12 protein-coding genes are annotated in these 13767 nt (G+C 73.8%); 7 read left to right on the top strand and 5 right to left on the bottom strand.

The annotated features are described in order from the left end of the window. Nucleotides 1-7: 7 nt before the first annotated feature. Complete coding sequence (locus BJ983_RS17575; RefSeq protein ID WP_179794980.1) at nucleotides 8-910, top strand: MBL fold metallo-hydrolase; 903 nt, start codon at nucleotides 8-10, stop codon at nucleotides 908-910. Nucleotides 911-941: 31 nt separating this feature from the next. Here BJ983_RS17575 and BJ983_RS17580 read toward each other — a convergent pair whose 3' ends face one another. After that, nucleotides 942-2606, bottom strand: a complete 1665-nt coding sequence (locus BJ983_RS17580) for an FAD-binding dehydrogenase (RefSeq protein ID WP_179794981.1) — start codon at nucleotides 2604-2606, stop codon at nucleotides 942-944. A gap of 36 nt (nucleotides 2607-2642) precedes the next feature. Between BJ983_RS17580 and BJ983_RS17585 the strand changes: the two genes are divergently transcribed. The 3 genes from BJ983_RS17585 to BJ983_RS17595 all read left to right on the top strand — a co-directional run bounded on the left by BJ983_RS17585 (nucleotide 2643) and on the right by BJ983_RS17595 (nucleotide 4493). Next, nucleotides 2643-2894 carry a zinc-binding dehydrogenase gene (locus BJ983_RS17585; protein WP_218890323.1) on the top strand — a complete coding sequence of 84 codons (252 nt, stop codon included), beginning with the start codon at nucleotides 2643-2645 and terminating at the stop codon, nucleotides 2892-2894. Between the two features lie 50 nt (nucleotides 2895-2944). Beyond that, nucleotides 2945-3919: an AraC-like ligand-binding domain-containing protein gene (locus tag BJ983_RS32400; RefSeq protein WP_179794982.1), complete on the top strand. Its 975-nt coding sequence runs from the start codon at nucleotides 2945-2947 to the stop codon at nucleotides 3917-3919. A gap of 244 nt (nucleotides 3920-4163) precedes the next feature. Beyond that, on the top strand, nucleotides 4164-4493 hold the full coding sequence (locus BJ983_RS17595) for a hypothetical protein (RefSeq protein WP_179794983.1): 330 nt from the start codon (nucleotides 4164-4166) through the stop codon (nucleotides 4491-4493). A 211-nt stretch (nucleotides 4494-4704) separates the two neighbouring features. Here BJ983_RS17595 and BJ983_RS17600 read toward each other — a convergent pair whose 3' ends face one another. Beyond that, nucleotides 4705-5655: a helix-turn-helix transcriptional regulator gene (locus BJ983_RS17600; protein ID WP_343054235.1), complete on the bottom strand. Its 951-nt coding sequence runs from the start codon at nucleotides 5653-5655 to the stop codon at nucleotides 4705-4707. A 164-nt stretch (nucleotides 5656-5819) separates the two neighbouring features. On the opposite strand from BJ983_RS17600, the gene BJ983_RS17605 reads away from it, so the two are divergent. Next, on the top strand, nucleotides 5820-7256 hold the full coding sequence (locus BJ983_RS17605) for a PucR family transcriptional regulator (RefSeq protein ID WP_343054236.1): 1437 nt from the start codon (nucleotides 5820-5822) through the stop codon (nucleotides 7254-7256). A 40-nt stretch (nucleotides 7257-7296) separates the two neighbouring features. On the opposite strand, the gene BJ983_RS17610 is transcribed toward BJ983_RS17605, so the two are convergent. The 3 genes from BJ983_RS17610 to BJ983_RS17620 all read right to left on the bottom strand — a co-directional run bounded on the left by BJ983_RS17610 (nucleotide 7297) and on the right by BJ983_RS17620 (nucleotide 9711). Continuing rightward, a complete protein-coding gene (locus BJ983_RS17610) occupies nucleotides 7297-8502 on the bottom strand; it encodes an AI-2E family transporter (RefSeq protein WP_425484811.1) in 1206 nt (401 codons plus the stop codon). Continuing rightward, nucleotides 8490-8996 carry a YflT domain-containing protein gene (locus BJ983_RS17615; RefSeq protein WP_179794985.1) on the bottom strand — a complete coding sequence of 169 codons (507 nt, stop codon included), beginning with the start codon at nucleotides 8994-8996 and terminating at the stop codon, nucleotides 8490-8492. The genes BJ983_RS17610 and BJ983_RS17615 overlap by 13 nt, the downstream gene beginning before the upstream one ends. Nucleotides 8997-9144: 148 nt before the next feature. Then, nucleotides 9145-9711, bottom strand: coding sequence for a PadR family transcriptional regulator (locus tag BJ983_RS17620; protein WP_179794986.1), 567 nt, complete (start codon nucleotides 9709-9711; stop codon nucleotides 9145-9147). Between the two features lie 110 nt (nucleotides 9712-9821). Between BJ983_RS17620 and BJ983_RS17625 the strand changes: the two genes are divergently transcribed. Both BJ983_RS17625 and BJ983_RS17630 read left to right on the top strand, forming a co-directional pair. After that, nucleotides 9822-11336, top strand: coding sequence for a class I adenylate-forming enzyme family protein (locus BJ983_RS17625; protein ID WP_179794987.1), 1515 nt, complete (start codon nucleotides 9822-9824; stop codon nucleotides 11334-11336). A gap of 1 nt (nucleotide 11337) precedes the next feature. Next, complete coding sequence (locus tag BJ983_RS17630; protein ID WP_179797942.1) at nucleotides 11338-13767, top strand: xanthine dehydrogenase family protein molybdopterin-binding subunit; 2430 nt, start codon at nucleotides 11338-11340, stop codon at nucleotides 13765-13767.

Genomic DNA, 13767 nt, shown 5'->3' on the forward strand with positions numbered 1-13767 from the left:
GCCGCGGGTGAGTACCGCGACGCTCGACTGGTTCGGCTGCGCCACCTTCCGCCTGCGGACCGCCGAGGGCCTGACGGTGATGCTCGACGCCTATCTCGACCGGGTCCCCGAGGCCGCGCAGAGCGGGGTGGGCGTCACGGACGTCGCGGCCGAGCTGGGTCCCCGGGACTGGATCCTCGTCGGGCACTCCCACTTCGACCACATCTACGGCGCCGAACGGCTCGCCGCCACGGGCGCCCGGATCGTCGGCTCCTACGAGTCGGTGCGGGTGATGGCGGCCCAGGGTGTGCCCGAGGAGCAGCTGGTGCCGGTCTCGGGCGGGGAGCGGGTCCGGCTCGACGACACCACGACGGTCCGCGTGCTCCCGGGCCTGCACTCGTGCGTCTGGTCCCGGGTGCCGTTCCCGGAGTCCGACCAGGAGTGCCTCGGCGAGCTCGGCGGCACGTGGCAGGAGCACCAGGAGCAGCTCCGGGCGATGTTCGCGGGACTGCCGGACCTCGGCCCCGACGTCGCCGCCCACCTGCAGGCGGCCGCCCAGGGCGAACGCGGGGACGGCGGGGCGCTGGTCTTCGTCGTCGAGACCTCGGAGGGCTCCCTGCTCGTGCAGGACACGGCGGGGGCCTGGAGCGGGCTGCTGGCCGCCGAGTCACCCGACGTCGCGATCCTCGCCGCCGCGGGCCGCGCCAACCGCGACGGCGAGCCGGTGCAGGGCTCGCTCGCGGAGTTCGTGGCCGAGGAGGCGGGTCGGCTGCGGCCGCGGCGACTGGTGCTCTCCCATCACGACGCCTGGCTCCCCGGCTTCGCCGGGGCGGTGGACGTCGGACCGATCCGCGAGGCCGTCGCACGCTCGACTCCGGACACCGAGTTCTGCGACCTGGGCTACGCCTCGGGCTTCCCACTCTTCGCCTGACCGGCGCCTCCGCTCCCGGGCGTGGGTGGGCTCAGGCGGTGAGCGCGGCGACGGCGCGACCGGTCTGGCGGCCGGAGAAGATGCAGCCGCCGAGGAAGGTGCCCTCCAGGGAACGGTAGCCGTGGACGCCGCCGCCACCGAAGCCGGCCGCCTCGCCGGCGGCGTAGAGCCCGCGCAGCGGAGACCCGTCGGGTTGCTGGACCCGGCCCGACAGGTCGGTCTGCAGTCCGCCGAGGCTCTTGCGGGTCAGGATGTTCAGGCGGGTGGCGATCAGCGGGCCGGCCTTCGGGTCGAGCAGCCGGTGCGGGGTCGCGACGCGGGCGAGCCGGTCCCCGAGGTAGCGCCGCGCCCCGTGGATGGCGTTGACCTGCGCGTCCTTGGTGAAGGAGTTGGTCATCTCGCGGTCCCGGGCGACGACCTCGCGTTCGACCTGCCCGTACTCCAGCAGCGGGGTGTCGGTCAGGGCGTTCATCCCGTCGACGAGGTCGCGCAGGTTCCCGGCGACGACGAAGTCCTCGCCCTTCTGCTTGAACGCCTCGACCGGGGCGGGGGCGCCCGGCAGGACCCGGCTCAGCGTCATCCGGAGGTCCTTGCCGGTCAGGTCGGGGTTCTGCTCGGACCCGGACAGCGCGAACTCCCGCTCGATGATCTTCTGGGTGAGCAGGAACCAGGAGTGGTCGTGCCCGGTGGTGCGCAGGTGGGCCAGGGTGCCGAGGGTGTCGAAGCCGGGGTAGAGCGGCACGGGCAGCCGGTGACCGGTGGCGTCGAGCCACAGCGACGACGGCCCGGGCAGGATGCGGATCCCGTGCATCGGCCAGATCGGGTCCCAGTCGACCAGGCCCTCGGTGTAGTGCCACATCCGGTCGCGGTTGACCAGCCGCGCCCCGGCGTCGCCGGCGATGTCGAGCATCCGGCCGTCGACGTGCGCGGGGACCCCGGAGATCATCTGCTTCGGCGCACGACCGAGCCGCTCGGGCCAGAACTTCCGCACCAGCTCGTGGTTGCCGCCGATGCCGCCGGAGGTGACCAGGACGGCCTGCGCGCGCAGCTCGAAGTCCCCGACCGCGGTCCGGGAGCTCGACTGACCGCGCAGTACGGCGCTCGGCTCGAGGACCGTGCCGACCACGCCGTCGACGGCGCCGTCGGTGACGGTGAGCCGGTCGACCCGGTGCCGGAACCGCAGCTCGACCAGGCCCCGCTCGACGGCGGCGCGCACCCGACGCTCGAACGGCTCGACGACGCCGGGGCCGGTCCCCCAGGTGACGTGGAAGCGGGGCACGGAGTTGCCGTGCCCGGTCGCGCCGTAGCCGCCGCGCTCGGCCCAGCCGACGACGGGGAACCACCGCATCCCCTGCTGGTGCAGCCAGGACCGCTTCTCCCCCGCGGCGAACTCGACGTAGGCCCGCGCCCACTGCCGCCCCCAGTGGTCCTCGCCGTCGGCCCCCTGGTCGCGGTCGAACCCGGCCGAGCCCTCCCAGTCCTGCCAGGCCAGGCCGGCCGAGTCCTTGACCCCGAGCCGCCGCTGCTCGGGCGAGTCGACGAGGAACAGCCCGCCGAACGACCAGAAGGCCTGCCCGCCCAACGAGGCCTCGGGTTCCTGGTCGAGCAGGATCACCCGGCGGCCCGCGTCGGCGAGCTCGGCGGTGGCGACCAGTCCGGCCAGACCACCCCCGACGACGATGACGTCTGCGTCCATGTCCCGATCATCGCCCTCCCGCGGCGCCGTGCCGAGGTGAGGTCGACCTCGCCGCGCGAGTTCGACCTGCGCCGTCTCTACCTGCACAACGTGGCCCTCATCGGGTCGTCGATGCACACGCCGGCGCACTTCGCCCGGCTCGCCGCGGACGCCGCCGCCGGTCGGGTCGCACCCCGCGTCGCCGCCCGCTACGCCCTCCGCGACATCCACGCGGCCCAGGAGGAGTTCGCCCGGTCCGCACACGTCGGCAAGATCGTCGTCGTGCCGGGGACGAGCACGCCGTCCTGACCGCTCCCGAGCCGGACCACCAGGACCCCGGACACGCCTAGGCTGGTGAGGTGTCGGTCGGCCCTGCAGCAGTCTTCTCGTTCCGTGAACGCGACCTCGACGGCGCGAAGGCAGCGGTGGGGCAGGACTTCTTCACGACGTCGATGGACCTCGTCGACCGCACGGCCGACTACGACTTCCGCTTCGACGGCGTCGTCCTCGGCTCCCTGGCGGTCGGGGTCGCCCACATCAACGCCGCCCTCGAGATCGGGACGGCCGACCTCGAGGACTGCTACTACGTCAACTACTCGGCCTCGGGCGCGATGCACGCCCGCCACCGCCGGCGGGCGGTGGAGATCACGCCGGGGTGGGGAGCGGTCTACCACCCCGTCGGGGCGGTGGCGATGACGACCAGCGACGACTACGACTCCTACGCCGTCCGCATCGACCGCCGTGCCGTCAACGAGGCGCTCGAGGAGCAGGTCGGCCTCCCCGTACCGCCCGACCCGGTGCTGGACCCCCGCGTCGACCTGCGCAGCACCCCGGGGCGGCGGTGGGACCGGCTGGTCCGTCTGCTGTGCGAGGAGGCCCGCACGTCGCCGAGCGTGCTCGATCACCCGATGATCGCCGCGCCCCTGCACGACGCCGTGGTGACCGGCTTCGTCCATGCCACCGGGCACCGGTGGCGGGAGGCGCTGGAACGTCCGACCAGGTGCTGGAGCCGGACGCCGGTGCGTCGCGCGGTCGAGGCCATCCGCAGCGACCCGGCACACCCGTTCACCCCCACCGACCTCGCCCGCCTGGCCGGCGCGTCCACGCGCACCCTGCACGACGGGTTCCGCCGCCATCTCGACACCACTCCGATGGCCTACCTGCGGCTCGTCCGGCTCGGGCGGGCCCACGACGAGCTGCGCGCCGCCGATCCGGCCGCGACGACGGTGGCGGCGGTCGCGCACCGGTGGGGCTTCACCCACCTCGGCCGGTTCTCCCAGGCCTACGGCCGGGAGTACGGCCGTTCTCCCTCCACGACGCTCCGCGGCCGCTGAGCCGATTCCGTCCGTCGGCGGACGGTCGGACGTTGCGGTCCACGGATCGACCCGGACGCGCCCGACGGACGAATGTCGGTCCAGCCGCCGACATCCGGCTCCGGCGCCCCCGGGCCTCGGCGGCGTGGAAAGCGAGCGAGCCCGTTCGATGACGCCCGACGACGATCTGATCGCCCCCCGTCCCGCCGGCGCCGATCCCGCCCGTGCCCGGGAGTCCGGCCCGACGTCCCCGGGGAGCGCCCGCGTGATCCGTGCTCGTGCCGTCCTGGACGCGGCGGCCGCGGCGGACCTCCGCCGTCAGACCCGAGCCCTGCTGGCACGCTCCGGCGACCCGATCGTCGTCGACCTGACGGACGTGCGGGACGTCGAGCCCGCCGTCGCCCCCGGCGCGCTCCGTGACCTGGCCTACGAGGCCGGCGACGCGGACGTCGATCTCCGCGTCGTCCGGGGGCCGGGCGCCCCGTCGGTGAGCCGGGCCCTCCTGGTCGACGGAGCCCTGTTCGAGTTGTACCCCACGCTCGACGCGGCCCTGCGGCGTCGGTCCGACGGGGCCGGGTCGCCGAACGGTCGCTGACTGCCGTGCGTGGATGGACCGCCGCAGCTCCTGCTCGGTAGATCTTCCACCCGTTCACCAGGCCGCGCCTGGGTGGACCCCCCTGACCGGCCGTCCGATCGCCTCCCCCCGGCGCAGGACGGTCGACGCGGGACGGGTCCGGACCGTTGCCCCGTCCCCGCGGGCGATCCGGTCCGGGCCCGTCCCGCACCCTCGTCCGTGTCCCTCCCCGTCAGCCGTGCAGGGTGCGGCTGGGCGACCGGCCGTAGGCGTCGCGGTAGGCGGTGGCGAAGCGGCCGGGGTGGGCGAAGCCCCATCGTGCGGCGACGGCGGTGACGGTGTCCCCGGCGCGGGGGTCGGCGTCCAGCAGGTCGTGATGGGCCGCGTCGAGGCGGACCCGGCGGAGGTAGGCCAGGGGGGTGGTCTGCAGGTGGCGCGCGAACGCGTACTGCAGGGCGCGCGGCGTGACGTGGGCGGCGGCGGCGATCTCGACGAGCGTGATCTCGCGGGCGGGGTCGGCCTCGATGAACGCGACGGCGCGGCGCACGGTGTCGGGGTGGGCGTCGTGGCGGTCGGTGGGCGTGGGTTCGCTCAGCGCGGTGTTGGGGAAGGTGTGCAGCACGGTGGCGGCCAGGTACTGGCTCGCGGTGGCGACGACCAGCGGCGCGTCGTCCCCGTCCAGCACCTCGTACAGGTGGTCGATGACCCGACGCAGCCGCATCCCGGCCGTCGCCGTGATCTGGTGGTGGTCGAGCAGGCGCACGGGGTGGCGGTCGTCGGCGGGGGCGGCGACCTGCCCGAGCAGGGCGGGATCGAACATGCTGATGCTGTAGCGGGCGTGGTTGATGCGGCCCCGGTAGGGACGGTCGGGCGGGGCGAACGAGAACACCTGACCCGTCCCGTAGGACTCGGCGTACCGGGCGCCGTCCGGCCGGTGTTCGTCGACGGAGCCCGCCGTGATGTCGCACAGGCAGATTCGCCCCAGCGGCTCGCCGTCGTAGTCCATGGCGAAACCGAGCTCCAGGCGGTCCACGCTGACGCCGCCGGCGGCCCTGCGGGTGATCCGCGCCCGGGCCCGCTCGCCGGTCCCCGCCCCGATCCGCATCGGGGCGTAGTGGGTGCTCAGGAACTCCTCGGTGACGGACAGTTGATCGCTGTCGAACACCACTTCTCCACGCTTCACGTCGCGATCTCGTCTTCCGCTCGGAGGCGTCGGTGAGGTCGGTCGGGCGTGGTGGGTCAGCGTGGCCGTCCACGCACAGTGTGTTCGTTTCCCGGACGGTGGTCCAGTCCCTGGTTCGCTACCGGTGCTGCCGGATCCGGCCATTCCGCGCCAACGTTCCACCCGTGAGGACCACGACACGCAACGGGCACGACCCGGTGGGCCGAGACCGCGCCCCGCTCGGTCCGCAGCCCGGGCCCGCCCTCCCGCCCACGGCCGAGGTCGAAGCGGCCCTGGCCCGCGACTACCGCTTCCAGGCCGCACTCGGTGAGGCACTCACGGGCGAGTTCCCGGAACAGGGGCTCGCCGACGTGCTCCACGACCACCTCGGCCGGGCGGTGAGCGTGGAGGACCCCTTCGGCCGCGTGCTGGCGCGGGCGGGTGCCGACGGCCGCACCCCGGACACGCGACTGACCCGCCCGCAGCGTGACGGCGTGCTCGACGGCGCTCGGCGCGGGGTGCGGGCGCTCCGGGTGGGAGACCGGCTGATCTGCGTCGTCGGCTCGCCCGGCACCGTCCTCGGTCTGATCGTCGTCCTCGACCCGGAGGGCGTCCTCGATCCGGCCGGGACGTCCGAGCAGGTGGACGCCGAACTCGGCAGCTTCCGGACCGGGGCCATGCATGCGATCGGGCTGACGGTCGGCGCGCTCACCATGCATCTGCTCCACCGGCGCCGCCTGGCCACGACCGAACTCCGGCTGCGCCACGATCTCGTGGAGGCCGTGCTGCTCGAGTGCGACCCCGGCGACCTCGAACCCGAGGTCGATCGCCGGGTCGGACGCGCGTCGGCCCTGAGCCACGACCTCACCGGTCCCCACCGCGTACTGGCCGTACGACCCGGTCACGGCGGCTGGCCCGGCGACGGGTCCGTGGGCGACCTGATGGAACAGGCCGCCCGCCGCCTGGACATGGCCTTCCTCGGCACCCTGCGGGGACGGACCGCGGTCCTCGTGTGCGGGACCCCGGGACCGTGGCGCGGCGGTGACGGCTCGGCCACCGGTCCGTGGTCGGACCGCGCCCGTGGGCGCCGGTCCGACGAGCCGTGGCGGGTCGTCCACGACGTGTTCGCCGACGTGCTGCGGGAGGCCCCCGCCATCGGGGTGGGAGGCTTCGTCGAACGGCCCGAGCACCTTCCCCGGTCCTACCGTGAGGCGATGCAGGCCCTGACGGTGGGCACCCGCCGGGCCGACACCGGCGGTCTGACCGCCTTCGAGGACCTCGGGCTCTTCCGACTCCTCGCCACGCCCGAGGGTCGCCGGGAGGCGGGCGCGTTCGTCGAGGACTGGCTGGGCAGCCTGCTCGCCTACGACGTCGAACGGCAGGCCGACCTCGTGCACACGCTGGAGGTCTACCTCGACCAGGGCGGCAACTACGACGCCACCGCCGCCGCGTTGCACATCCACCGCTCCACCCTGCGCTACCGGCTGGGACGCATCCGGGAGCTCTCGGGGCACGACCTGGCCGACGTCGAGACCCGGCTCAACCTGCACGTCGCCGTCCGCGCCGCCGTGATCGCCGAGCCCCCCGTCCTGCCCACGGGAGGACGCCCCCCGTCGTCGTGAGGACCGCCCGGGGCCGCCGTGCCCCGCCGCAGCGACGGACTCAGGTCCGGTCGAGCCGCGGCACGGCGATCTCCTGGACGATCAGCAGCACGGCGGCGGCGACCGGGATGGCCACCACGGCGCCGACGACCCCCAGGAGGGCACCGCCGATCAGGACCGCGACCACCGTGAGCAGGGCGGGGACCTCGACCGTCCTCCCCATGATCTTCGGCATCAGCAGGTAGTCCTCGACGAGCTTGTACAGCACGAAGAAGCCGACCGTGGCCAGCGCCGTCGGCCAGGACACGGTCAGCGCCACCAGCGCGGTCAGCACACCGCCGATCACGGCCCCGACCACCGGGATCAGGTCCAGCAGGGCGACCAGCACCGCCAGCGGGAGCGCGTAGGGCACCCCGAGGACCAGCAGCCAGACGAACGTGACCGCGCCCGCGATCACGGACATGACCACGTTGCCCAGCACGTAGCCCCCGAAGCGGACGCAGATGGCGTCGCCGATCAGGATGGTGCGGGGCCGACGCGAGGCCGGCGCCAACCGGTAGGCCGCGCGACGCATCCCGGGCAGCGTGGCCAGGAAGTACACCGTGAGCACCACGACGACCACGGTGTCGCCCAGCCCGCCCAGGACCGCCGTTCCCACCCCGAGCACACCGTCGAACAGCGTGGAGCCGTCGCTGGCGAGGGCCTGCTGGAAGTGCTGCTGCAGACCGAACCGGGCGTCGAGCTGCCCGACCGTCGAGCTGCGGTCCTGCACCAGCTGCAGGTACCGCGGGACCTGCCCCAGGAACGCGGCCGCCTGCTCGATCAGCGGCGGGACGGCCAGGGCCAGGAACCCGCCCACGACCACCACGAACCCGAGGCAGACGAGGGCGACCGCGAACCCGCGCCGCAGCCCTCGGCGGGCCAGCCAGGACACCGCCGGTTCCAGCCCGAGCGCGAGGAACAGCGCGACCCCGATCAGCACCAGGACGTCGGAAGCCACGACGACGAGGTACGCCAGGGCGACGACGACCGCGACGCCGAGCGCCGCGGTGAACCCGATCAGGAACGGCGAGCGGCGGTCCAGCGGTGATCCCGGGGGGCCGAGGGGCTGCTGTGTCGTGCTCGAGCGTGCTGCGTCCGCCTCGGCCTCGGCGATCGGTCCCTCCGCGTCGAGGTGGGGCTGGGCCACCGAGGGGTGGTGGCCCAGCTCCGCGCCCGCCCCGGTCGCCGTCGACCCGTTCGGTCTCCCGCCGGTCAACGGTCCCAGCCCAGCGTCCGGACGGCGTCGTCGGCGACCTCCTCGTCGACCATCAGCTCGTACGTCCGGGGGCGCATGGCCGTGGCGGAGGCGAAGTCCCGCCGCCCTCCCTGCAGGGCGTGGACGAGCAGCCCGAGCAGGGCGCCGACGACCGCACCGAACACGAGTCCGTACACCGCGAGCAGCAGCAACCCGACCAACGGGACGATCCAGCTGAGCAGCCCGAACAGCCACCCGATCAGCGCGCCGGTGACGGCGCCACCGGCCGCGCCGCGGAGCGCGGCGCGGGGGTAGTCGAGCCGGCCGGTGACCTGCTCGACGAGCTCGAGGTCGCGCCCGACGATGGCGACCCGGTGGACGGGGAAGCCGCGGTCGGACAGGGCGTCGACGGCCTGCTCGGCGGCGCCGTAGTGCCGGAAGCTGGCGATGGACCGACGGGACGGTGTACTCGGCACCTCGTTGCGGTCCGGTGGCACCGTGACGCGGGCGGGGTCGTGGCTCATGGTCCTCTGCCTCGAATCGTCGTCCTGAACGTGCGATCGGTCTGCCCGCCACCGTCACACCGCCCCCGCGACGGCACATCGGCATCGCGGCGGAGAGCGGACCGTCCCCGTTCGGCCCGCCAGGACCAGCGCCCACACGTCCTCGCTGTCAGCGCACGTCGCGCTCCTGCCGTTCGCGACGGAGGTCGTCGATCGTCCCGGCAGCGAGAGCGGTCCAGAACCGCAGCGCGGCGTGCTCCATCTCGAGGCCGAGCTCGAGGGTGATCATGCGCGGCCGGGCCCAGTCCTCGTCGCCGTGGCGGGACACCATCTCCTCGTAGGTGGCGATCCGCTGCTCGTGCTGACGGATCTGTTCCTGCGCGAGCTTCGGGACGTCGTCGTCCGGGGAGCCGGCCTCGTTGAAGAAGAGCTTGAGCTCGGCGACGTCCCGCATCTCGAAGTGCTCGGGCGTCGGTGCGGCCAGCCACTCCCGCAGGGCTGCGCGTCCGGCCGGGGTGAGTGAGTAGGTCTTGCGTCGTCGACCGCTGTCCTCCACCTCGACGGCGAGCAGGCCGGACGCGGCCAGCCGCTCCGGCTCGGAGTACAGCTGCGTGTGCGGGAAGTTCCAGAAGTAGCCGACCGATCGGCTGGTCGCCCGCTTGAGGTCGTACGGGGTGGACGGTCCACGCAGCCCCACCATGCCCAGGACCAGGTACGACGTGGTCGACAGCCGCATCCGGCCCTCCGTGCTCCCCGCGAGATCAGCATCCGGACTCTAGCCAGACGCTGCTTCTCCCCCGTACGGTACGAAACGTACGGTGCGTTTCACACCAAGGGAGGGCGCTCATGGACCTCGCGTCGACACTCCGCTGGGCCGCCGAACGCCACCCGCACCGCCGGGCGGTCTCCGGTCCGGGCCGCCGCCTCACCTACCGGGAGTGGGACGAGCGCACGGACCGACTCGCCGCCGCGTTGGGCGGCTGGGGCGTCCGGGCCGGCGACCGCCTCGCGCTGGTGATGCACGGCGGCGAGCAACTGGCGAGCCTGCACCTGGCCGCGCAGAAGCTCGGCGCCGTCTCGGTGCCGCTGTCGACCCGGTTCGGCGTCGACGAGCTCGCCTACTGCCTCGAGGACGCGGGATCGACCGTCGTCGTCACCGATCCGGCGCACGCCTCGCGGGTGGAGGCCGCCGCGGGCGAGGTCCCGATCCGGGACGTCGCCGAGGTCGACGCGGCCGCGGAGGCCGTCACGACGACGGGGACGGCTCCACCGCCGGAGGAGTCCGCGGTGAGCGTCATGCTCTACACCTCGGGGACCACCGGCCGACCGAAGGGCGTGCCCCGGACGCATCGCGCCGAGCACGCCGCCGCGGTCGCGCACGTGATGCAGACCGGGCAGCGGATGGGCGTCGCCACGCTCGGGGTGATGCCGCTGTTCCACACGATGGGACTGCGCACGCTGCTGGCCTCGATCACGCTCGGCGGGACGTGGGTCGGGCAGCCGAGCTTCGACGCCGACGAGTCGATGGCACTGATCTGCGACGAGGGGATCGGCTCGCTGTACCTCGTGCCGACGATCTACTGGTCGCTGCTGCGCACCGGCCGTCTCGGGGAGGCCCGTCGGCTGGACAACCTGGCCTACGCCGGGGCGGCGATGACCCCGTCGCTGGCCGAGGCGCTGGTCGAGGAGGTCCGGCCGCGCTCGTTCGTCAACCACTTCGGCTCGACGGAGATCTACACCTTCACCATCGGCGCGGACGTCGCCGCCAAGCCGGGCTGCGTCGGACGGGCCGGGCTGTTCTCCCGCGTCCGTCTGATCGCCCCCGAACCCGATGCCCCCGTCGACGAGGAGGTCGGGCCCGGCGAGCAGGGGCAGGTCATCGTCTCCATGGACTCCGCCGAGGCGTTCGGCGGCTACTGGAACCGGCCCGACGCGAACGCCAAGGCGATCCGCGATGGCTGGTACCACACCGGCGACCTCGCGATCGCCGACGGCGACGGCGACCTCTGGGTGTCCGGCCGGACCGACGACATGATCAACTCGGGCGGGGAGAACATCTACCCGGACGAGATCGAGGCGGCGCTGATCCGCTGCCCGGCCATCGACGACGTCTGCGTGGTCGGGCTGCCGGACGACCGGTGGGGCCGTGCGGTGAGCGCCTTCGTCGTGCCGGCCGCCGGGATCGAGCCGGAGCTGGCCGCCGCCCGGACGCTCGCCCACGCCCGGGAGCACCTCCCGTCCCTCAAGCGGCCCAAGCAGGCGATCGCGGTCGACGCGATCCCGCGGTCCGGGGTCGGCAAGACCCTGCGTCGGACGCTGGTCGCCGGTGAGTACACCTCCCGAGGAGAGGCCCGTGCCTGACATGACCACCGACAGCGCCGACACCGTCCCGCCGCGGTGGACGCCGTCCCGCGACGAGGACGCGGCCCTGGTCGCCGGTCGCGGCCGGTTCCTCGACGACCTCGACCCGCTGCCGGGGACGCTGGTGGCCGCGGTCGTGCGGTCCACCCGGCCGCACGCCCGCCTCGTCTCGGTGGACCTGTCGCGGGCCCGGGCGCACCCCGGCGTCGCCGCGGTCATCGGGCCCGAGGAGGTGCGGGCCGCCCTGCGTCCCTTCCCGCTGTCCACCGGGGCGGCGATGCCCTACCTGCCGACCGGCGTCGACAAGGTCCGGTTCGTCGGTGAGCCGATCGCCGTCGTGGTGGCCACCGACCGCTACGTCGCCGAGGACGCCGCCGAGCTCGTCGAGGTCGACTACGAGGACCTGCCCGCCGTCAGCGACGCCCGCTCCGGCCTGGCCGAGGACGCTCCGCTGCTGCACGACGACGCCGGGTCCAACGTCGCGACCGACCGCACCTTCTCGTTCGGCGCGCCCGACGACCGCTTCGCGGCCGCTGCCCACGTGGTCACCCGCCGCTACGAGTTCCCGCGCTACTCCTCCGTGCCGATGGAGTGCTACTCCGTCATCGCGCACTGGACCGAGCAGGACGGCGGGCCGTTCGTCGAGGCCTGGGCGAACTTCCACGGACCGTTCTCGATGGTGCCCGTGATGGCGGGCGCGCTGCGGCTCCCGACCTCGCGGCTGCGCCTGCACGTCCCGGCCGACATCGGCGGCAGCTTCGGGATCAAGGCCGGCATCTATCCCTACGTGGTGCTCCTCGCGCTGGCGTCGAAGCATGCGGGGACACCGGTGCGCTGGACCGAGGACCGCGTGGAGCACCTCACGGCGAGTTCGTCGGGCGCCGACCGGTCGATGGAGTTCTCGGCGGCGCTCGACGCCGGGGGCACGATCACCGCGCTGCGCGCCGATCTCGTCGACAACGTCGGGGCCTACCTGCGGCCCCCGGAGCCGTCGACGCTGTACCGCTGCTTCGGCAACATCACCGGGCCCTACCGGATCGACGCCGTCGGCATCCGTGCGCGGGCGGTGGTCACCAACACGATGCCGACCGGCCTGAACCGCGGGTTCGGCGGCCAGCAGCTCTACTTCGGGTTGGAGCGGCTCCTCGACGACATCGCCGCCGAGCTCGGCACCGACGCCCACGAGCTGCGCCGTCGCAACCTCATCACCTCCTTCCCGCACGAGACCGCGACCGGGGGGGTCTACGACTCCGGGGACTACCTCACCGCGCTCGACCTCGCGATGAAGAACGCCGACCTCCCCGAGCTGGAGAGACGACGCGACGAGGCCCGCGCGGCCGGCGCCCACTACGGCATCGGGACCGCGCTCGTCGTCGACCCGTCCGGCACCAACATCGGCTACGTCGGACTCGCCACCCCCGCCGAGGAGCGGACCCCCGGACGGGACAAGTCCGGGTCGACCGAGCACGTGCGGATGTCGGTCGACCCCCAGGGCGTCGTCACCGTGCTGCTCGGCTCGGTCCCCCAGGGACAGGGACACGCCACCGTGGCCCGCAAGATCGCCGCCGAACGCCTCGGGCTGCCTCTCGACCAGGTCCGCTCCGTGATCGACATGGACACCGCGACGACCCCCTGGACGGTCACCTCCGGCAGCTACTCCTCCCGGTTCGCGCCCCTGGTGACCAGCGCCGTCGTCGCTGCGGCCGACACCATCGCCACCACCGTGCGCGCCGCCGCGTCGACGCTGCTCGACGGCGCCGACCCGGAGACGCTCGTCCTCGACGGGGGCGAGGTCCGCGCCCCGGACGGCCGCGCGGTGAAGTTCCGCCACGCCGCCGGCGTCGTGCACTGGGACCCCGCCGCGCTCCCCGAGGGCGTCCCGGCCCGGCTCTACGCGGAGGCCGAGTTCTCCCCGCGCGAGACCCGGGCCGCCACGGCGGACGACCGGATCAACTCCTCGCTCTGCTACGGCTTCGTCGCCGAGATCGTCGCGGTACGGATCGACCCGGACACCCTCGAGATCGAGGTCGACCGGGTGTCGTCGGTCCACGACGCCGGCACCGTCCTCGACCAGACCCTGCTCGACGGGCAGGTGTACGGGGCGCTGGTGCACGGGCTCGGGGGCGCCGCCTACGAGGAGTTCACCCACGCCCCGTCGGGACAGCCGACCGCGGCGACGTTCCTAGACTACCTGTGCCCCACCTCGGCCGAGGCGGGCTTCGAGCTGCGCACCGACCACGTGGTGTCGCCCTCGCCGCTCACCCCGCTCGGGGCCAAGGGCTGCGGCGAGGGCTCCTCGATGAGCTTCCCCGTGGCCTACGCCAACGCCGTCGCGGACGCCCTGGCACCGCTCGGTGTCCCCGTCACCTCCCTGCCCCTGCACGGCGAGGTGCTCCACCAGCTCCTGAACCACGATCGGAAGGACGCCTGA

This window comes from Actinomycetospora corticicola, assembly GCF_013409505.1.
Taxonomy (GTDB): Bacteria; Actinomycetota; Actinomycetes; order Mycobacteriales; family Pseudonocardiaceae; genus Actinomycetospora; species Actinomycetospora corticicola.